The organism is Catenulispora sp. EB89 (assembly GCF_041261445.1).
In the GTDB taxonomy this organism is placed as follows: domain Bacteria; phylum Actinomycetota; class Actinomycetes; order Streptomycetales; family Catenulisporaceae; genus Catenulispora.
Map to the genome: position 1 here is coordinate 88,827 of NZ_JBGCCU010000033.1, position 19,292 is coordinate 108,118.

A 19,292-nucleotide genomic window follows, 5' to 3' on the forward strand; every position below is an offset into this window, starting at 1 on the left:
GGCCGGCTCCTTCGCGCTCACAGGGAATACCTCGCCTCGGCCAGGGCGTACAGGCGCCGCCACCACAGCCGGTTCAGTCCGACCACGTACACGCTCATCACGACCACGCCGATCAGCACCTCGGGGAAGTCGCCGGACGCGGAGGCCTTGGCGATGTAGGCGCCCAGGCCCGCGGCTTCCAGGTGGTGTTTGCCGTAGTCGACGATCTCGGCGACGATCGAGGCGTTCCAGGCCCCGCCGGCGGCGGTGATGCCGCCGGTCACGTACGCCGGGAAGATCGCCGGCAGGATGAAGCGCTTCCAGCGCAGCCAGCCGCTCACGCCCATCAGCCGCATCGCCTCGCGCAGGTCGGAGGGGATGGCGCTGGCGCCGGCGATGACGTTGAACAGGATGTACCACTGCGCGCCCAGGGCCATCAGCAGGATGCCGCCGAAGTTCAGGCTGATGCCGGCGGCGATGAAGAACGCGGTCGCGAACGGGAACAGCAGGTTCGCCGGGAAGCTGGCGGCCACCTGCACCACCGGCTGAGCGATGCGCGAGACCCGGGGGTTCATGCCGATCCAGACGCCGATCGGCACCCAGATCACCGTCGAGAAGATCAGTAGCACCACGACGCGGGAGAACGTCAGGCCGCCGAGGAGGAAGGCGTGGCCGAACTGGCCCAGGGCGCCGCGCGCGTGCAGGTAGGTCGCGGCGCGCCAGGCGCCGAAGGCCACCGCGGCGGTGACGACGCCGGCGAAGAACACGTCCCCGGTCCGCTGCCGCACCACCGGCTTGGACAGCGGGTGCTCGGCCAGCCCGAAGGGCCGCGTGAGCCGGTCCAGGAGCCGGCCGACCGGCCGCACCGGCCGGGCCACCGCGGCCGGCACCACCGAGCGCCGCAGCAGGTCCAGCACCACACTGCGCGGCTTGTCGGCGGCGGCGGAATCCTCGGCGCGGAAGCGCTCGGACCAGGCCACCATCGGCCGCCAGAACAAGATGTTGACCGCGATGACCATCACGACCATCACCACGATCGCCATGCCGACCTTGCCCAGGCTGCCCTGCTTCATCGCGGCGGCGACGTAGGAGCCGATGCCGGGCAGCGCGTAGGTGTGGTTCAGGACGCTGATGGACTCCGAGGCCGCCAGGAAGAACCAGGCCCCGCCGAAGCTCATCATGCCGTTCCAGACCAGCGGGATCATGCCGCTGGGCACGTCCAGCCGCCAGAACCGCTGCCACTTGGTGAGGCGCATGATGCGCGCGGCCTCGTCCAGGTCCCGCGGCTGGGAGACCAGCGACTGGTAGAAGGCGAAGGTCATGTTCCACGCCATCGCGGTGAAGATCGCGAAGATGGACGCGCACTCCAGGCCGAGCGAGGAGCCGGGGAAGAAGTTGATGAAGGCGGTGACCGTCACGGTGAGGAAGCCCAGCACCGGCACGGACTGCAGGATGTCCAGGAGCGGGATCAACACCTTCGAGGCGCGGGGCAGGCGCGCGGCGGCGGTGGAGTAGACGAAGGTGAACAGGACCGAGAGCACCAGCGCGATGAACATGCGCAGCAGCGAGCGCACGGCGTAGTACGGCAGCTCGCCCGGATCGGTCGACACGGTCGAGGGCGCCTGGCTCGGCAGGAACGGCGCGTTCAACGACGGCGCCAGGCGCAGCAGGCCGAACAGCAGCACGGCGACGCCGACCAACACGACGGCGTCGACCCAGCGGAACGCCGGACGCCGCCAGACCCCGCTGGACGGGAACTGCCCCCACGACGCCATCGACCACCTCCGCGCAGACCCGGGCTGCCGCCGTCGGCGGCGGGGACGGGTTCATGATTCCACGGTCGGTTGGCCGCGCCGGAGCGGTTCGGAACGTGGGCGCGGCGGGAGCATGAACAGAAGTTGATTCCGCACGGAAGGCAAACAGCCTCCTCACGGGATCGCTCAGTCGGCAGCCTCCCGAGCCAGCTCCGCGACCGCGCCGACCGCGGCGTCCAGCTGTGCCTCGGTCAGGAAGTAGTGCGGCGAGGCGCGCACCACCTCCGTCAACCCGCGCCGGACCATGTCGTAGAACGTCGACGAGCGCCGCGAAACGCTCACCGCGACGCCCCGTCGGGCCAGCCCCGCCTGGACCTCGCCGGCTTCGAGGCCGGCGATGCCGAAGGTGACCAGGCCGCTCTTGCGCGCGCCGAGGTCGTACCCGGTCACGCCGGGGATCGCGGCCAGTGCCGTGCGCAGGTAGGTGCTGCGCTGCGTGACCTCCTGCTCCACCGCCACGGGGCCGAGGTCGAGCAGGTAGCGGGCGGCGGCGATCAGGCCGAGGCGGGCGGCGGTGTCGTTCTCCCAGAGTTCGTACACGCGCGCGTCGTCGCGCAGCGTGTAGGTGTCGGCACCGGTCCAGGTGCCGCCTTGCAGGTCGGCGAGCTTGGGGCGCAGCACGGCCCGGGCGCGGTCGCGGACCACGAGGAAGCCGGTGCCGCGCGGGCCGCGCAGCCACTTGCGGCCGGTGCCGGTGAGGATGTCGGCGTCCAGGGCTTCGGCGTCGACGGCCAGTTGGCCGACGGCCTGGCAGGCGTCGAGCAGGACCAGGGCGCCGGCGGCGTGGGCGGCGTCGCTGATGCGGCGGACGTCGGCGACCGCGCCGCCGTTGGTCGGGACCTGGACCACCGACACCAGCTTGACGCGCTCGTCGAGCAGGTCCGCGAGCGCGTCGGCGGAGAACGTGCCGTCGGCGTCGCTGGGCACCAGCTCGACCGACGCGCCGACGGCCTGGGCGCGCATCAGCAGCGGGATGGCGTTGCCGCCGTACTCGAGCTCGCCGACCAGGATCCGGTCGCCGGCGGCCAGCGGCAGCGCGTCGAACGCGGCCAGCCAGGAGCGGGTCGCGCTGTCGGTGAAGGCGACCTGGTCGGGGCGGCAGCCGAGCAGCTCGGCGAAGACCGTGTAGCCGGCTTCGAGGTCGGCCTCGCGCTCGTCGAGCGCCTCGTAGCCGCCGATCTCGGCCTCGCGGCGCAGGTGGCCGATCACCTCCTGCAGGACCGGCGCGGGAGGCAGCGAGCTGCCGGCGCTGTTCAGGAAGACCTGCTTCGCCGCCCCCGGCGTGTCCGCCAGGATCCTGGTCATATCGATCATGGCTCTGAGATTATCGGACCGACGGCCGGGACGATCTGTACTGACGGCCGAGACGATCTGTATCCATGGCCGGGACGATCTGTATCCATGGCCGGGACGATCTTGGATGATCGGTACGACTAAGCTCCGAAGGCGTGGCGAACTCCGACGAATCCCTGCGGCCGTTCCGGATCGCGATCCCCGAGGCCGACCTGGAGGATCTGCGCTCCCGGCTGGACCGCACGCGGTGGCCGGACGAGCTGCCGGGGGTCGGGTGGGCGTACGGGGTGCCGCGCGACCACCTGCGGGAGCTGGTGCGCTACTGGCGGCACGAGTACGACTGGCGGGCGGCGGAAGCGCGGCTGAACCGGTGGCCGCAGTTCCTGACCACGATCGACGGCGCGACCGTGCACTTCGCGCACCTGCGCTCCCCCGAGCCGGACGCCACGCCGCTGATCGTCACGCACGGCTGGCCGGGCTCCTTCGCCGAGTTCGAGCACATCGCGGGCCCGCTCACCGACCCCCGCGCGCACGGCGGCGATCCGGCCGACGCCTTCCACCTGGTGCTGCCGAGCATCCCCGGGTTCGGGTTCTCCGGGCCGACCCGGGAGACCGGCTGGGACCACCTGCGGGTGGCGCGGGCGTTCGCCGAGCTGATGCGGCGGCTGGGGTACGAGCGCTACGGCGCGCAGGGCGGGGACTGGGGTTCGGCGATCTCGCGGGAGTTGGGGCGGCTGTTCCCGGAGCAGGTGCTCGGCGTGCATCTGAACCTGATTCCGGGCGCGGCGGCTTCGGCGGAGCCGACGGCTGAGGAGCTGGACGCGTTGAGCGCGGCGGAGCGGGAGCGGACGCTGGCGTCGTGGGCTCGGACGCAGGCGTGGCTGAAGGAGAAGCAGGGTTATGCGGATGTGCAGTCGACGCGGCCGCAGACGTTGTCCTACGCGCTGACGGATTCGCCGGTGGGGCAGTTGGCGTGGATCGCGGAGAAGTTCAAGGAGTGGACTGATCCAGGGGATGGGGTGGGTGACGCTGTCGATCGCGATCATCTGCTGACGAACGTGATGCTGTACTGGCTCACCGGGACGGCGGGGTCTTCGGCGCGGATCTACTACGAGCGCGCGCACGCGCCGTACTGGGGTTCGGCGCCGGAGCCCTCGCGGACGCCGACCGGGTTGGCGTGCTTTCCGGCGGAGAACTTCATCGTTCTGCGACACCTCGCCGAGCGGAGCAACAACCTGGTGCGGTGGACGGAGTTCGACCGGGGCGGGCACTTCGCGGCGATGGAGGTGCCGGAGTTGTTGGTCGGGGACGTCCGGGCGTTCTTCCGTCAGTTGCGGGAGGCCTGAGGCGTTTCGGAGGCATTCCTGAGGCGTTCCGGAGGCGTTCCGGACGACAGGGCTCTGACCGGCCCGGGCGTGTCGTCTCACCCGTTCGGGTGCCGGAATCATCGAACCTTAAGATCCCCTGAAAAAGCTCTCTGACCTGCTGGTTATCCGGGTTCCGGGACGGGCGTCTACGAGTTCGATCATCAGACTTCACGCATCATCTGTCCGGTCAGCGGCTATTGCCTGTTTCGTGACACGGGGATCCAGCAGCGGCGCACCAGGCGTCGCGGCCCGTGGACGAAAGGGCTGACAGATGCGCTCGATCAAGACCACCGTGACCGCCGCCGCCGTGCTGACCGCGGGCCTCGTCCTGACCGCTCCGGCGGCCCACGCCGCGACCGCCGCCCCGCAGGCCGGCAAGGCCACCTGCTGGAGCGCGATCTCGGCCGCGGAGAAGGCCAAGCACGACTTCAACGCCGCGGCCGCGGACCTGAAGAAGCAGGTCGCCGCCGGCGGCCACCCCGGCACCGCCGAAGAGGAGAACCTGCGCGACCTGATGGGCAAGGCCAAGGCGGCGATCGCGTCGGCCGAGAAGGTGTGCAAGGGCGACCGGGACCGCGACCACCGCCACCCGCGCGGCGCGATGCGCACCGGCGTGGGCAGCACGAGCCAGGGCGTGAACGGCGGCGAGCTGGCCGGCGGCGTGGGCATCCTCGGCGCGGCGGGCGCGGGTGCGCTGGTGCTGCGGCGGCGTCGCGCGGGCGGCGAGAGCTGACGCCGCACCTGACGGTGTCGGCATATCGATAAATCGGCGTCATGTGGTCGAGCGCGCCTCGGGTGTTGGTTCGGGGCGCGCTAAGACCGTTCTACGTCACAGCGGATTCATTACTTGCCTGACCTCTGCGAGAGATGCGCAATGAAGCACGGAGATGCTCGGCGGCTGTTCGATGGCGGCGACACGACGGCTAAGACGGCGAAGGCCCGGCATGGGATCTCAGCGCGGGGCGTGCTGACCGCGTCGCTGGTCTCGCTCGGGCTGTGCGTCGGCGTCGTGATGGTGGCCGACAGCCTGCACACCCCGGCTCCCCCTCCCCAGCCGACGGCCGCGCAGGGCTTCCCGAAGGCCGCGAGCCCGGCTCAGGCGGCGGTGGCGGCACCGGCGTTCGACGTCAGCAAGTTCCAGCCGCTGGACGCGCCGCCGATCCTCGCGCCGGCGACCCCGACGCGGGTGCGCATCCCGGCGATCAACGTCGACGCGCCGCTGATGTCCCTCGCCCTGGACTCCACCGGGCGCCTGGCGGCCCCGCCGGAGCGGGACCGGAACCTCGCGGGCTGGTACGGGGACGGGACATCGCCCGGCGACATCGGGACGGCGGTGATCGCGGGGCACGTCGACAACGATCAGGGCCCTGCGGTGTTCTACGCGCTGGGCGCGCTGAAGCCCGGCGCGGAGGTGGACGTCGACCGGGCCGACGGGGTGACGGCGGTGTTCACGGTCGACGCGGTGCAGGCATACGACGCGCGGGCGTTCCCGAACGACAAGGTGTACGGCGACGCGGCGCGCGCCGAGCTGCGGGTCATCACATGCGGGGCGGGATTCGACAAGCGGCGCTATGAGTATTTGGGGAACGTGGTGGTGTTCGCGCATTTGACGGCTGCACGGGGGCAGGCGGCCGGGAGCTAGCGGCGCGGGCAGCCGACGGCGGGACCGGTCAACCGGCTTCAGTCAATCGGCCAGGCTGGGGTGCGGCGGCCGGTCGGCGGCGAGCAGTCCGGTCTCGGCGAGGATGCGCTCGACGGTGTCGTGCTCGGTGCTGTCGGACCCGATGACGCGGTCCACGCCGCCGGGGAGCACGTCGTGCTCGACGTACCAGTCGCGCATGTCGTCCACGGTCCAGTCGGCGTGGTTCGGCTTGGTGAAGTGGCGCTCGACGGTGACGTCGAAGGGGATGTCGAAGTAGTAGGAGTGCGCGGCGCCGGCGTGGTCGGCCAGAAGCGCGGCGAGCATGGCGCCGTAGCGCCCGGCGTCCATGATGCCCTCCACGAGATCCCGCTCGCGGAGGATGTCGCGCCGGACCACGTCCTGCCGCACGATCGCCAGGCCCCGTCCATAGCGCTCGCGCAGAGCGGTGGCGGTGCGGCTCTTGCCGGAGCCGGAGGGGCCACGGAGGACGATCAGAGGGCTGGGCATGGTGGTCAGGTTAAGTGGGGGGTCAATCAGTTTTGTCGCGGCGGGCGACGCAGAAACGGCAGGCGGCCGGCGGCAGGCCGGTCGGCGGGGGGCACGGCGCGGAATGGCACGTGCGGGCGGCAGCGGGCGCGGCGGGCCAGGCGGGGCGGCGAGCGCGGACTCTCGGGGCGAGACAAGTGGCAAGTGGCAAGCAGCAACCTCGTGATCCGCAGACCGACAGCGCCCCACCGCCTCAGCGCATCGGCCTGTTCCGCGGCGCCCGCGGAGCGCGGCGCGGCGCGGCCCCTGGCGTGAGCTCCAGCAGCCGGCAGACCCGGTAGCGGTGCGGGCGCCACTGCTCGTAGAAGGCTTCGACCTCGTCGTCGGCGAGGGGGCGGCCGAGCAGTGCCATGCCGGTCATGCGTCCCAGGTGGTAGTCGCCGAGCGGCAGGGCGTCGGCGTCGCCGAGGGCGCGGTGGCCGACCTGCGCGGCGGTCCAGACGCCGATTCCTGGTATCGCCGCCATCAGGCGGTACGCCTCCTGGGGGTCGGCGGCGGACTGGTCGAGGCGGGTCGCGTGGCGCGCCGTGAGGATGACAGTGCGCGAACGCTGGTGGTCGATGCCCGCCTGGCGCCAGTCCCAGCTGGGGATTTGCTCCCATGTCGCTGGCGTCGGGGGGACGCGCATGCCGGCCGGGGCCGGTCCCGGGGCGGGCGCCGGGGTGCCGTGGATCTTGACCAGGCGGGTCCAGGCCGCCATGGCGTCCTTGCCGACGACGCGCTGTTCGATGATCGCCGGGACCGCGGCCTCGAACAAGCGTCCCGTGGCCGGGACGCGCAGGCCCGGGAGACGGCGGCGCGCCGCGCGCAGCAGCGGGTGCTCCGGGTGGAAGTGCTCGGGGTGGTCGCGGGCGCCGAGTTCGTCGCGGATGCCGTCCGCGAGTTCGGCGGCGCCGGGGCCCCAGGCCTCGATGACCAGGTCGTCCAGGCGGTGCTGGCGGATGCGGTAGGTGACGGCGCCGGTGCCGGTCAGCGCGGTGCGCCACAACGTCCCGTCCGGCTCGACGCGGTGGGTGGGGTCCCGGAGGCCGTGGCGCAGGCTCGACAGGGTGAGCCGGGCGTTCACCGGGAACGCCGGCTGCCAGTGCACGGTGTGGTCCGCGGGGTGCTCCACGGCCGGGTGGGACACGGCACAGGCTCCTCGGCTGGCGGTGATCGCGGGACGCTTACTGTCCTACAGCCTCCCGTAAGGCGCCACCGCCGCTCGGCGCCACCAGGGTGAACGTCGCGCGCCTCCGTCCCCGCGAATGGTTCGTGGTCCTGCGGCGAGGCGCTACAGGCTCCGGTCGTTCCGCGTCGTCACCCGGCGATTTCCTGGCGCCAGCGGCCGGGCGGCAGTCCGACGTGGCGCCGGAACGTCGCGGCGAAGGCGTTCGGTGAGCTGTATCCCGTGCGGCGGGCGATCTGTTCCAGGGTGAGTTCGTCGGCCAGCAGGTATTCGCGGGCCAGGGTCAGGCGCCAGTCGGTGAGGTACTGCATCGGGGTCTGTCCGAGGGCTCGCTCGAAGTTCCGGGCGAAGGATGCGCGTGACATCGTGCTGAGCTGTGCCAGTTCCGGCACGCTCCAGGTGCGCGCCGGCTCCTCGTGCATGGCCTGGAGCGCGCGGGCGAGCCGCGGGTCCTCGGCCGCGCGGTACCAGCGCGGTGCGGTCGGGCTGTGCTGGTAGGAGGCGCGCAGGACCAGGACGAGCAGGACGTCCAGCAGGCGGTCCAGGACAGTCTGCTGGCCGGGCGCCGGCTGGGTGAGTTCGCGGGAGATCAGGGAGATGACGTCGTGGACCTGGTCGTGCGCTGATGGCCGGATGACCAGCATCGGGGGCAGGGCCTGCAGGAGGCTGCGGCCCACGTCGCCGGCCAGGCGGTAGGCGCCGCACAGGAAGACGGCGGCCCGCGGGTCGTCGGCGCCGGCGCCGGCGCCGGTGTTCGCCGCCCAGAACCGTTCGTGGTCCAGGCACCGGTCGGGGGCCGGCTCGTCGGCGATGTGGTGGTCGCGGCCGCCGACGACGATCGCGAGGTCGCCCGGCAGCAGGCGTTCGGCGGCGGCCGGGTCGTCGAGCCATACCCAGGCGTGGCCACGCAGCACCGTGTGGAGCGACAGCTGGATGGAGCCGGGCAGCGTCAGACCCCACGGCGGCCGGGCGACCGAGCGCGCGAAGACCGCGCCGGACGCCCGGGCTCTCACCAGATAATCATGCAGAAGGTCCACGGCGCGAGCGTATCACTGTGCTTTTTGAGCGAATCAAGCATTGATCGGCGCACTTTCCACGCCATAGCGTCGGATCATGAACTTCGCCCGCGAGAACGCCGCGGTACGGAAGGAGTCCTCGAAGTGATCGACCACGTCTACATCTCCGTCACGAACGTCGACAAGTCCCTGACGTTCTACCTCGCAGCGCTCGAACCCCTGGGCTGGCGCGCGTTCGGGAACTACGACGCGGCAGCAGGCCCCGACACCGTCCCCGACTTGTTCGGCATCGGCGACGCCGGCTACGTCTCGGGCACCGGTGTCGGATCCAGCATCTGGCTGCGCCGCCGGCAGCCCGGCGAGACCGGCCTCTACCTCGGCATCGTCTGCGACACCGACGAGGCCGTCGAGGCCGCCCACGCCGCCGCGATCGCCGCCGGCGGCCTCGACGAGGGCGGTCCCGCCGACCGGACGTACTTCGCGCCGGGCTACTACGCCGCCAACGTCGCCGACTTCGACGGCAACCGGCTGGAGTTCGTCCACAAAGCCTGGAACAGAGTCTCCTCCCCGGCCTCAGCTCCAGTCGAAAGTCAGTAGCGCGAGCCGGTCAACAGGCTCGAAGAACAGCAGAATCGAGTCGGCGCCGCCACGTCGGTAGTGCCAGCCCGGCACCGACGCCACGAACCGGAACGGGTTCCCGGCCGGGCTCACCGGCCACGCGATCTGGTCGTCGTGCTCGATGTCGAACAGATCGGGCTGAGCCCAGTTGCCGTGCGCATCCGCCTCGCCGCCGAGCTGCTCCAGGAAAGCCACCGCCTCGGCCCCGTCGAACTGCGGAGAGCCGTCCTCCCGCCGCATGAGCAGGACGCCTTCACGCCGGAAGGCGTCCCGGTGTGCCAGGTAACTGCGTTCCTCGGACTCGCAGTGCTCGTGGAGCTGCGTACGGAACCCGGGCCAGGGATCGGGCAATTCCTCGGGGGTCGTCGCCCGCGCGAAGTAGCGCCAGTCGCCGAGCAGACGGTAGCGGTCGTCCTCCATCGAGAACCCGAGCCAGTTGGGTTTCTGCAGGGACGAATGGAAGGCCTCCGTGTGGTCGCCGAGGTAGCCCTCGGTCGGCTCCAGCGGGCTGACCAGATGGATCCACCCATGCCAGGCCGGGTCCACCCCGGCCAGATCGATCGAGATCAACGGGTGCACGTGCTGCGCCAGTTCGACCTGGTCGGCGACGAACACCTCCGCGGGCTCGGGGTAGACCCGCAACCCCGCCCCGGCCGTCATGACGTCTTCCTGCATCGTGAACCTCCACCGCTGTCCCCCCGGCAATCGGCCGAGGCCGCCGGGCATGTAGATCGATCGAGGGACAGTCAACCGTACCCATCGGACACTCGCAGGGCCCCTCCCCATTGATCGAACATTCGTTCTATAGTGGCTCGCATGAGATGGTCCGGCCAGCTGATCAGCGGAAACACCGATCCGACGGAGGATTCGGAGGACGACGCCCCGGGTTCCGGCGCCGCGCAACCGGTGCAAGCCGGGCTGTTCGCGGCGTCCGACACCGTCGTCCGCACCTTCGACACCCCGGGCTTCCGGGGTGCCACGTTCTACGAGGTCCGCGCGAAGTCCGTGCTGAACAAGGTGCCGGGCGAGTCGCCGATGTTCGGCTGGACCATCAACCCCTACCGGGGCTGCGGGCATCGCTGCGTCTACTGCTTCGCCCGCAAGACGCACACCTACCTGGACTTCGACGCCGGGCTCGACTTCGACACGCGCATCGTCGTCAAGGTGAACGCCCCCGAGGTGCTGCGGCGGGAGCTGGCGCGGCCGTCCTGGCAGCGGGAGCACGTGGCGATGGGTACCAACGTCGACTGCTACCAGCGCGCCGAGGGCCGGTACCGGTTGATGCCGGAGATCATCGAGGCGCTGGCGCGGTCCGGGACGCCGTTCTCCATCCTGACCAAGGGCACGCTCATGCTGCGCGACCTGCCGTTGTTGGAGGCGGCGGCGCGGGACGTGTCGGTGGGGCTGGCGATGTCCGTCGGGTCGATCGACGAGAGCGTCTGGCGCACCGTCGAGCCCGGGACGCCGAGCCCCGCGCGCCGCCTGGACGCCGTGCGCACGCTGGCCGACGCGGGCCTGGGGTGCTCAGTGCTGATGGCGCCGATCCTGCCGTTCCTCACCGACTCCCCCGAGCAGCTGCGCGCGACGGTCGCGGCGATCGCCGAGGCCGGGGCGCGCTCGGTGACCCCGATCGTGCTGCACTTACGCAGCGGGGCCCGCGAGTGGTACTACGAGTGGCTGCAGGCCACCTACCCGAGCCTGGTTCCCCGCTACCGCGCGCTGTACCGCAACGGTTCGTACGCCCCGTCGTGGTATCAGGACCGGATCACGTCGGCGGTGCGCGAATTCGCGAAGGCTTACGGGCTGAACCGCCCGAAGCCGGTTGCGGAAGAGCAGCCCGCGAACTTCCGGAAGGCAGGGCCGCGGCCCCCAGCGCGGGCCGTCGAAAGCCAACCCGCGCTGTGGGACGACGATGAGCTCGGTCCGAGCTGACCGTCGGCGTCGGTGGAACTCGGTGCTTTCAGCAGAATCGACCGGTGTTTCGCAGGATCAGCGCCCCCGGCGCGAACTGGGCTTGGCGACCGCACGCTTCCCGGGCTTGGCGGCGGCACGCTTCGGCGGCGGGGCCGCCGCCTTGTTCGCGGCCTTCTTCTCCTCGGCGGCCTGCTTGTCCTTGACCCGGATCGCCTCGCGGCGCACCTCGGCCTGGATCGCCCGCTCGGTCCGCAGCCACTCGGGCATGTCGGCCCGCATGGCCTCGATCTGCGCGCTGGTCAGCGGCTCGGTGACACCGCCGCGCGCCAGCCCCGAGATGGAGATCCCGAGCTTCGCGGCGACCACAGGGCGCGGGTGCGGTCCGTCACGACGCAGGTCGCGAAGCCACTCCGGCGGGTCGGCCTGGAGCGCGTCGAGCTCGTCGCGGGAGACGACCCCCTCCTGGAACGCTTCGGGGGTGGCCTCAAGGTATACGCCCAGCTTCTTCGCCGCTGTCGCGGGCTTCATCGTCTGGGGGGACTTCTGCGACGTCATGGGTCCAACCCTAATCGAGCCGGACGCGGCCGGTGATCGCACCGGGGGATACCGATCACGGCAGGTACCCTGACCGAGTGACAGGCACCGTTCCCACCCCGACCTTCCGGCTCGCCTACGTTCCCGGCGTGACGCCGGCGAAGTGGGTGCGCACGTGGGGTGAACGCCTGCCCGAAGTCCCGTTGGAGCTGGTGGCGGTGACGGCCGCCGAAGCCCACGCGACGCTGGTCGAAGCGGGTGCCGACGCCGGCCTGGTACGGCTCCCGGTGGACCGGGACCGACTCAGCGCCATCCCCCTGTACGCCGAGACCACCGTGGTCGTGGTGCCCAAGGACCACGAGCTGACGGCGCTCGACGAGGTGGCCCCCGACGACCTCGGCGACTACATCGTGCTGCATCCGATGGACGACTGCCTGGAGTGGGAGCAGCTGCCGGGCCGACCCGCGATCTCCCGGCCGGAGACCACCGCCGACGCGATCGAGCTGGTGGCGGCCGGGATCGGGGTGCTGCTGGTGCCGCAGTCGCTGGCGCGGCTGCACCACCGCAAGGACCTCACCTACCGGACGATGACCGGCGTGCCGGAGTCGCAGGTCGTGCTGTCCTGGCCGGCGGGCGAGACGAGCGACCTGGTCGAGGAGTTCATCGGGATCGTGCGGGGGCGGACGGTGAACAGTTCGCGGGGACGCGGTGCGCAGGACGCGGCGTCGGCGGCCAAGCCAGGTAAGACCGCGAAGACCGCGAAAACCGCCAAGTCGGCCAATGCCGCGAAGTCGGCCGTGAGCAACAAGAGCGCCAAGGCTGCGCGGACCGCGAAAACCGCCAGGTCGGCGAAGGCCGCCAAGCCCCGGCGCCACAAGTAGCAGCGCCCGGACCACCAGGACGGCCGGCTCAGTTCCACATCTGGAAGCCGTCGCTCCCGGCGCACGTCCATTGCCAGATCGCCGCGCCGTCGGCATGGCTGGTCCGGTCGGCGGCCACGCAGGTGCCGTTGCGACTGTTCTGCATCAGCGCTTGAGCCGAACCGTCGGTGTTCAGCCGGCCGCTGCCGACGAACGAGAACTGCTGACCGCCGTCGGCGGCGTCGCAGCTCCACTGGACGATCGGCTGCGCGTTGCCGGCCTTCGTCCCGTCCCACTCCAGGCAGGTGCCGGTGCCGACGTTGCGCAGGATCGGCGGCACGCCGACGCTCGATGAGACGACGGTCCACTGCTGGTGGGAATCGGCGGCGTCGCAGGCCCACTGCCGGATCGGGGCGCCGTCGGCGTGGTCGCCCCGATCGGCGTCCAGGCAGGTGCGGCCACCGGAGTTCGCGAGCTGGAAGCTGAAGCCGCCGGAGATCGCGGCCCGGGCGTCGCCGACGAAGGACCGCCAGGAGCCGTTGTTGTAGGCACTCCAGGGGCTCCAGTTCGCGCCGTGGTCGGAGACCTTCCAGGCGGCGTTGGCGTTGCACTGGATCTGGAAGGCGCAGGCGTTGGAGACCTCGGAGTGGTAGACGCTGTTCATCTGCCACAGGCCGCGGTCCTCCGAGCCGCCGGAGTTGACGTTCACCGCGCCCGGGTCGCAGCTCGATTCGGCCATGGCCACCGCGATCGCGACGACGATCTGCGGTTCCCGGCCGAGCGAGGTGGCGACGGTGCGGTCGAAGGAGTAGCCGGCCTTGGCCGCGACCTTCGCGCACAGCAGCGTCGAGGCGGGGACCTTGGCGTAGCTCAGGCCGAGGGTGTGCGGTGAGCGGTGCGAGCCGCCGTCGGCGGGGCGGGAGACGGCCCGGGCCGGAGCCGCGGCGAGGAGAGCCGCCAGAGCCGCAGTCAGAACCGTGGCCAGGGCAGCGGTCACGGCAGCGGTCACGGCCGCAGCCGGGGCGCTGGGTCGGGGGACGCGCACGCTCCACCTGTCCTCTCGACGGCCCGGGCCGGTCCGGTAAGCCATTGACTATGTGCTCTGATATCAAGTCTATGGTTCACGACCTGCGAAACCGCTGAAGACCGGCGTGGCGCGACGGGGAGGCGAACGCCTGGCGTACAGGTGGCGGATCGAGGTGCACAGTGCCGCCCGGCGTGGTCTGCTGGAGTCGAGGCGGTGATCGCGATGGTGTACGTCGTCTACTTGCAGGGCGGGCCCGAGCCACTCGGGGTGCGCACGGACAACCGCGTCGTGACCACGACCGAGGCGGTTCCGGAGATGAGGGTGCCGTGCGAGGGCGGCGTGGGGCTGTGGCGCTACGCCGACGAGCACATCACCATCGGGACGGGGCAGGCCGCGGTGTTCGAGTTCGTGGAGCTGGTCGAGCAGGAGCCGCCGCCGGCGTGACGTCGGTGCGCCGGTGCGCCGGTGCTGCCGGTGCCTCGGTACGCCGACTGGTTCCGGGGCGTCGCGGACATGACAGCGGCCCGGGTCCGACGGGAGTCTCCCCGCCGGACCCGGGCCGCTGTGCCCTTGCCCTTGCCCTGCTGTTCTGAGCCGTGTGCCCCGGCTCAGCCCATGTGGACGGCCCCGCCGGTCGGCAGGTCGTCCTTGCGCGCCTTGACCAGGGTGGCGACCACCAGGGTGGCCACGGCCAGGATGGCGGCGCTCCAGATGAACGCGGTCACGTAGCCGTGGACCGCGGCGTGCGCGGCGAGCGACGCCGGGTTCGCGGTCGGCGAGGCGTGCGAGGTGAAGTAGTTCGTCGTCGCGGTGGTGGCGAACGTCACCAGCATCGCCGTGCCCAGCGCGCCGCCGATCTGCTGCGTGGTGTTCACCAGCGCCGAGGCCACACCGGCGTCGTGGTCGGCGACGCCGATCAGCGAGGTCGAGGACAGCGGCACGAAGAACAGGCCGATGCCGAAGGACATGACCAGCTCGGCCGGCACCACGTGGGTCAGGTAGGAGGTGTCCACGCCGATGAAGGTGAACAGCACCATGCCGACGGTGGCCAGGCCGAAGCCGACGCTCATCAGCAGCCGCGGGCCGATCTGCGGCAGGAACCGGGTGGCCACGCCGGCGCCGGCGACCACGCCGAAGGTGAACGGCAGGAACGCGAAGCCGGACTTCAGCGCCGAGTACCCGAGGATCTGCTGCATGTAGTAGGTCAGGAAGATGAAGACCCCGAACATGCCCACACCCATCAGCAGGGAGCTGAGGAACGAGCCGCCGCGGTTGCGGTCCAGGATGACGCGCATCGGCAGCAGCGGGTGCGAGGTGCGCAGCTCCCAGAGCACGAAGCCGATCAGCAGCACCACGCCGGCGGCCAGCAGGCTCAGCGTCGTGGTCGAGCCCCAGCCGTCGGTGTTGGCCTTGTTGAAGCCGTAGACCAGGGCGGCCAGGCCGATGGCCGAGCTCAGCGCGCCGGGGATGTCGTACTTGGTGTTGCCGTGGGCCTTGCTCTCGCTCAGCACGCGGGTGGCCATGAACGCGGCGATGGCCGCGATCGGCACGTTCACCAGCAGCGTCCAGCGCCACGAGGCGTACTGGGTCAGCACGCCGCCCATGATCAGGCCGATGGCGGTGCCGCCGCCGGCGATGGCGCCGTAGACGCCGAACGCGCGGGCTCGCTCCTTCTCCTCCGTGAAGGTGACGGTCAGCAGCGACAGGGCCGCCGGGGCCATCAGCGCGCCGAACACGCCCTGCGCCGCGCGGGCGCTGAAGAGCATGGCGGCGTTGGTGGCCGCCCCGCCGACCGCGGAGGCCGCGGCGAACCCGAGCAGACCGATGACGAAGGCCCGCTTGCGTCCGGTGTAGTCGGCGACCCGGCCGCCGAGCAGCAGCATGGAGCCGAACGCCAGCGCGTAGGCGGTGATGACCCACTGCTTGTTGACGTCGGAGATGTGCAGGGAGCGCTGCATCGTCGGCAGCGCGATGTTCACGATGGTCGCGTCCAGCACGATCATCAGCTGGGCGATGGCGATCACGACCAGGGCCGCCCAGCGGCGCGGGTTGAGTGCCGGACTCTCCGTCTCGGTACCGGCGCCCGCGCCGGTCGGCGACAGGCTTTCTGTGGTGGTTGACATGCGCTTCTTCTCGCTTTCGACGGGCGGCCGTTTCCGGCAGCACTCGATCGACGCGCGGCCCCCTCGAGTCGCGCGAGTCCTTGTGTGGGCAGGCTGGTCCGGCTCGCCTAGCGGCTTCGGGCCATCAGTGGAATGAGGATGTCGTCGGTCAAGTGGACCAGGAACGCGTCGTCCACGGGCTCGGCGTTGAGGAAAATCCGCATGAACATGATCCCCGGGGCGACCTCGGGGAAGATGGCCGGATCGGTGTCGGCCGGCACTTCGCCGCGGGCGATGGCCCGGTCCAGGATCCGGCGCGTGACCTGCTGCTTGTCCTCCAGCATCGAGGTCTGCACGGCGCGGGCGAGCTCCGGGTCCTTCTGCAGGGGGGCGACGAGTCCGGCGATGAGCTGGCCCATCTCCCCGGACATCAGGTCCCGCATGGCGGTCAGCGTGGCGAGCACGTCGCCGCGCAGGCTGCCGGTGTTGACCTCGTCGGTGAGGTCGGCCTGCTCGTAACAGCTGATGGCGTCCACGACCAGCTCGGCTTTGCCGGGCCAGTGCCGGTACAGGGTCGCCTTGCTGGCCTTGGCCCGGGACGCGACGGCGTCCAGCCGCAGCGCCTCGTAGCCGCACTCGGCGAGCAGGTCGAGGGTCGCGCCGAGGATGGCCTGCTCCCGCTCGGGATCGAGCTTGGGCCCGGCTTCCATGGCCGCTCCTTTCGGCTGGGTGTACTAAGTCTTGATGAGTCTCGGTGTACGAAACCGTTTCGTACAGTAGCACTATTCCCGCGCGAAACGAAACCGTTTCGTACACCAGAGGACCATCCGGGTGGTGACGTTCGCCACAGGGGTAAAAGGGCTGGTCGTTGAGGGTTGTCGAGAGTCGGTCAGCTGATTTCGGCGGCGGCCTCGGCGGCCCACGCCAGCACGTCCGGCAGCGCCGCGGCGTCCACCGGCGCCCACAGCGAGCAGGAGCTGACTCCGGCGTCGGACAGCCGGCCGAGCTCGTCGACGATGCTCTCGCGGCTCGGTCGGTCGCCGCCCAGGAGCGGTCCGGGGGACTTGCCGGACAGCTCGAAGCCGGGCGGCAGCAGCATGGCGACGGTCGTCAGGTCGAGGGTGGACGGGTCGCGGTCGGTGCTCTCGGCGAGTCGGGCGATACGGGTCCGGATGGCGGCGACGGTCTCGGGGTCGCCGGAGCCGTGCCAGGCCGTGCCGAATCGCAGGGCTCTGCGGAGAGCCGCGTCGCTGGTGCCGCCGACCCAGACCGGCGGACCGTCGGGGGTGCGGGGCGGCATACCGAGGGAGTGTTCTGATTCGCCGCGCCACAGGGCTCGCATGGCGGCCAGGCCGGCGTCGGTGCGCTTGCCGCGCTCTTCGAAGGGGGTGCCGACGGCCGCGAACTCGGTGCGGTCCCAGCCGGTGCCGACGCCCAGGACGAAGCGGCCGTCGCTGAGCGCGTCCAGGGTCGCGGCCTGGTGTGCGGCGACGAGCGGGTCGTAGAGCGGCGCGATCAGGATGCTGCTGGCCACCCGGACGCGGGTGGTGGCGCCGGCGACGGCGGAGAGCAGGACCAGCGGGTCCGGGGACAGGCCGAGGTCGCCGGCCAGCAGGTGGTGGCCGGCGATGACGTGGTCGAAGCCGAGGTTCTCGATGAGGCGCGCGGTGTCGAGGACGTCGGCGAGGTCGGCGGGGGCGGTGGGCCACAGGCGGTGCGGGGCGAATCCGAGGTGCATGACAGAAGCCTAGGCACGCGACGGTGTCAGTGCGTTGATTGCAGGACTCGCCACCTCCACCCCGCCTGGCGGCCGGCCGGGGTTCATCCCCCGCACCACCCCCGTGGCTGGACACCGCCACTCCAGCGCTCACCAGACAGTTGACGTTGACGCGCCCGGCGGCCGGTTCTAGGTTCCGTGCTGCCTTCTCGCCGAACCGCCCCCCACCGTTTCAGCGCACTGATTCAGGAGGCCCACATGTCCCACTCCCCCACGACCCGCCGTCTGGCCGCGGCCGCCGGTGTCGCGCTCGGCGCGGCACTCGTGCCGGCCCTGACCGCCACCGCCGCGACCGCGCAGGACCCGGTCGTCATCACGCCGAACACGTTCTTCGTCGGGCTGGTCAACGGCAAGACCGCGGACGCGATCGTGACCGTGGTGTGCCCCGGCCCGATCACCCCGACCTCGCTCGGGCACCCGGTCGCGAACCAGACCGCCGAGGTGCGCAGCATCCTGCCGCCGGTGACCCCGGTGGGCTACACCGGCAGCCAGGGCCGGGAGATCCTCGCCGGCTTCACCTCGCCGACGGCCGCCGACCAGAGCATCGTGTTCGGCGCGTACTACGCGCCGGCCGCGATCCCCACGACGTGGCTGGTGCCGTGCGGCGGCACCGGGGTGATGACGTTCGTGCCGGAGCCGACGAGCCCGACCGCGCGGGGCTACACCGTGACGGTCACGTTCGCGAACATCGCGGTGTGAGCGACGGCGGCGCCCGCCCGGACATCCCGGGAGGGCGCCGCCGCCACCAAGCGCCGGACCTACTTCCCGCGCAGCCCGATCGTGTTGCCGTCCTTGTCGAGCAGCACGCACACCCGCGCCTCCGGGGCCACCTGCTGCGGCGCGTCCCGCTCGGTGGCGCCGGCCGAGAGCAGCGTCTCCCGGGTGCCGTCCAGGTCGTCCACGTCGACGTAGGCCACAGGGCCGCCCTGGACGTTCCCCGGCGCCAGCGCCACTTCGAAGCCGTCGACGTTGTAGCCGACGTAGTACGGCGTATCGGTGTGCGGGGCGCCGAACAGCGCGGTGTAGAGCGCCTTCGCGGCTTCGAGATCGGAGACGGGGATCACCTGGCTGCGGATCGCTGTGGTCATGAGAGGAAGCTACATCCGCCGCCGGGCGCGCGGCAGCAAAGCCATCCGTCCAGGTGAAGCGGCACTTGTCAGCCCGCTCCCCTACCATCGAACCCATGACCGCCCCCGCGACCCCCGAGCAGCGCCTCGCCGACCTCGCCCGCCTGCGCCGCGTCCGCGACCGCATCGACCGCGAGTACGCGCAGCCGCTGAACGTCGAGGCGCTGGCGCGCGGGGCGCACATGTCGGCGGGGCACCTGAGCCGCGAGTTCAAGGCGGCCTACGGCGAGTCGCCGTACTCCTACCTCATGACCCGCCGCATCGAGCGGGCCATGGCGATGCTGCGGCGGGGCGACATGACGGTCACCGAGGTGTGCTTCGCGGTCGGGTGCTCGTCGTTGGGGACGTTCAGCACCCGGTTCGCGGAGCTGGTCGGGATGCCGCCGAGCGAGTACAAGCGGGTGGCCGCCTTCGCGACGGCGGGACTGCCGTCGTGCGTGGCCACGCGGGTGACGCGACCGGTCAGGATTCGAGAAGCCCGGCTGGGGGCGCTCACCTAGGGTGAAGG

General features: G+C 71.3%; 21 protein-coding genes. 9 read left to right on the top strand and 12 right to left on the bottom strand.

Annotated elements, in window-relative coordinates:
- Nucleotides 1–17: 17 nt before the first annotated feature.
- Both ABH920_RS43775 and ABH920_RS43780 read right to left on the bottom strand, forming a co-directional pair.
- Nucleotides 18–1,754, bottom strand: coding sequence for an ABC transporter permease (locus ABH920_RS43775; RefSeq protein ID WP_370355251.1), 1,737 nt, complete (start codon nt 1,752–1,754; stop codon nt 18–20).
- Nucleotides 1,755–1,919: 165 nt separating this feature from the next.
- Nucleotides 1,920–3,107 (bottom strand): aminotransferase class V-fold PLP-dependent enzyme, encoded by a 1,188-nt coding sequence (locus ABH920_RS43780; RefSeq protein ID WP_370355252.1) that lies wholly within the window; start codon nt 3,105–3,107, stop codon nt 1,920–1,922.
- Nucleotides 3,108–3,241: 134 nt separating this feature from the next.
- Between ABH920_RS43780 and ABH920_RS43785 the strand changes: the two genes are divergently transcribed.
- The 3 genes from ABH920_RS43785 (at nt 3,242) to ABH920_RS43795 (ending at nt 6,095) form a co-directional block, all read left to right on the top strand.
- Entirely contained in the window at nt 3,242–4,432 is a 1,191-nt protein-coding gene (locus ABH920_RS43785) for an epoxide hydrolase family protein (RefSeq protein WP_370355253.1), read from the top strand.
- 292 nt (nt 4,433–4,724) lie between these two features.
- Complete coding sequence (locus tag ABH920_RS43790) at nt 4,725–5,186, top strand: hypothetical protein (protein WP_370355254.1); 462 nt, start codon at nt 4,725–4,727, stop codon at nt 5,184–5,186.
- Between the two features lie 141 nt (nt 5,187–5,327).
- The gene (locus ABH920_RS43795; RefSeq protein ID WP_370355255.1) at nt 5,328–6,095 is read left to right on the top strand and encodes a class F sortase; all 768 of its coding nucleotides are present in this window, start codon (nt 5,328–5,330) and stop codon (nt 6,093–6,095) included.
- Nucleotides 6,096–6,137: 42 nt separating this feature from the next.
- Here the strand turns inward: ABH920_RS43795 and ABH920_RS43800 are convergent, their stop codons facing one another.
- The 3 genes from ABH920_RS43800 to ABH920_RS43810 all read right to left on the bottom strand — a co-directional run bounded on the left by ABH920_RS43800 (nt 6,138) and on the right by ABH920_RS43810 (nt 8,846).
- Nucleotides 6,138–6,602, bottom strand: a complete 465-nt coding sequence (locus tag ABH920_RS43800; protein WP_370355257.1) for a kinase — start codon at nt 6,600–6,602, stop codon at nt 6,138–6,140.
- 232 nt (nt 6,603–6,834) lie between these two features.
- Entirely contained in the window at nt 6,835–7,770 is a 936-nt protein-coding gene (locus ABH920_RS43805; protein WP_370355258.1) for a DNA-3-methyladenine glycosylase, read from the bottom strand.
- A gap of 170 nt (nt 7,771–7,940) precedes the next feature.
- A complete protein-coding gene (locus ABH920_RS43810; RefSeq protein ID WP_370355259.1) occupies nt 7,941–8,846 on the bottom strand; it encodes a cupin domain-containing protein in 906 nt (301 codons plus the stop codon).
- A gap of 123 nt (nt 8,847–8,969) precedes the next feature.
- Between ABH920_RS43810 and ABH920_RS43815 the strand changes: the two genes are divergently transcribed.
- Nucleotides 8,970–9,422: a VOC family protein gene (locus ABH920_RS43815; protein WP_370355260.1), complete on the top strand. Its 453-nt coding sequence runs from the start codon at nt 8,970–8,972 to the stop codon at nt 9,420–9,422.
- Here the strand turns inward: ABH920_RS43815 and ABH920_RS43820 are convergent.
- Nucleotides 9,399–10,118 (bottom strand): hypothetical protein, encoded by a 720-nt coding sequence (locus ABH920_RS43820; RefSeq protein ID WP_370355261.1) that lies wholly within the window; start codon nt 10,116–10,118, stop codon nt 9,399–9,401. The genes ABH920_RS43815 and ABH920_RS43820 overlap by 24 nt on opposite strands.
- A gap of 141 nt (nt 10,119–10,259) precedes the next feature.
- Between ABH920_RS43820 and ABH920_RS43825 the strand changes: the two genes are divergently transcribed.
- A complete protein-coding gene (locus ABH920_RS43825) occupies nt 10,260–11,375 on the top strand; it encodes an Rv2578c family radical SAM protein (RefSeq protein ID WP_370355262.1) in 1,116 nt (371 codons plus the stop codon).
- A 57-nt stretch (nt 11,376–11,432) separates the two neighbouring features.
- On the opposite strand, the gene ABH920_RS43830 is transcribed toward ABH920_RS43825, so the two are convergent.
- Nucleotides 11,433–11,912, bottom strand: a complete 480-nt coding sequence (locus ABH920_RS43830) for a DUF5997 family protein (RefSeq protein ID WP_370355263.1) — start codon at nt 11,910–11,912, stop codon at nt 11,433–11,435.
- Nucleotides 11,913–11,989: 77 nt separating this feature from the next.
- On the opposite strand from ABH920_RS43830, the gene ABH920_RS43835 reads away from it, so the two are divergent.
- On the top strand, nt 11,990–12,772 hold the full coding sequence (locus ABH920_RS43835; protein ID WP_370355264.1) for a LysR family substrate-binding domain-containing protein: 783 nt from the start codon (nt 11,990–11,992) through the stop codon (nt 12,770–12,772).
- 28 nt (nt 12,773–12,800) lie between these two features.
- Here ABH920_RS43835 and ABH920_RS43840 read toward each other — a convergent pair whose 3' ends face one another.
- The gene (locus tag ABH920_RS43840; RefSeq protein ID WP_370355265.1) at nt 12,801–13,760 is read right to left on the bottom strand and encodes an RICIN domain-containing protein; all 960 of its coding nucleotides are present in this window, start codon (nt 13,758–13,760) and stop codon (nt 12,801–12,803) included.
- A gap of 231 nt (nt 13,761–13,991) precedes the next feature.
- Here ABH920_RS43840 and ABH920_RS43845 point away from each other — a divergent pair, with 231 nt between their 5' ends.
- Nucleotides 13,992–14,222: a hypothetical protein gene (locus ABH920_RS43845; RefSeq protein WP_370355266.1), complete on the top strand. Its 231-nt coding sequence runs from the start codon at nt 13,992–13,994 to the stop codon at nt 14,220–14,222.
- Nucleotides 14,223–14,386: 164 nt separating this feature from the next.
- Here the strand turns inward: ABH920_RS43845 and ABH920_RS43850 are convergent, their stop codons facing one another.
- From ABH920_RS43850 to ABH920_RS43860, 3 genes are all read right to left on the bottom strand, one after another.
- On the bottom strand, nt 14,387–15,901 hold the full coding sequence (locus ABH920_RS43850) for an MFS transporter (protein ID WP_370355267.1): 1,515 nt from the start codon (nt 15,899–15,901) through the stop codon (nt 14,387–14,389).
- Nucleotides 15,902–16,008: 107 nt separating this feature from the next.
- Nucleotides 16,009–16,590 (bottom strand): TetR/AcrR family transcriptional regulator, encoded by a 582-nt coding sequence (locus ABH920_RS43855; protein ID WP_370355268.1) that lies wholly within the window; start codon nt 16,588–16,590, stop codon nt 16,009–16,011.
- 179 nt (nt 16,591–16,769) lie between these two features.
- Nucleotides 16,770–17,618, bottom strand: coding sequence for an LLM class flavin-dependent oxidoreductase (locus ABH920_RS43860; protein ID WP_370355269.1), 849 nt, complete (start codon nt 17,616–17,618; stop codon nt 16,770–16,772).
- 237 nt (nt 17,619–17,855) lie between these two features.
- On the opposite strand from ABH920_RS43860, the gene ABH920_RS43865 reads away from it, so the two are divergent.
- Nucleotides 17,856–18,356 (top strand): hypothetical protein, encoded by a 501-nt coding sequence (locus tag ABH920_RS43865; RefSeq protein ID WP_370355270.1) that lies wholly within the window; start codon nt 17,856–17,858, stop codon nt 18,354–18,356.
- 59 nt (nt 18,357–18,415) lie between these two features.
- Here ABH920_RS43865 and ABH920_RS43870 read toward each other — a convergent pair whose 3' ends face one another.
- On the bottom strand, nt 18,416–18,745 hold the full coding sequence (locus ABH920_RS43870; protein ID WP_370355271.1) for a VOC family protein: 330 nt from the start codon (nt 18,743–18,745) through the stop codon (nt 18,416–18,418).
- Nucleotides 18,746–18,840: 95 nt separating this feature from the next.
- On the opposite strand from ABH920_RS43870, the gene ABH920_RS43875 reads away from it, so the two are divergent.
- Nucleotides 18,841–19,284 (top strand): helix-turn-helix transcriptional regulator, encoded by a 444-nt coding sequence (locus ABH920_RS43875; RefSeq protein ID WP_370355272.1) that lies wholly within the window; start codon nt 18,841–18,843, stop codon nt 19,282–19,284.
- Nucleotides 19,285–19,292 lie beyond the last annotated feature (8 nt).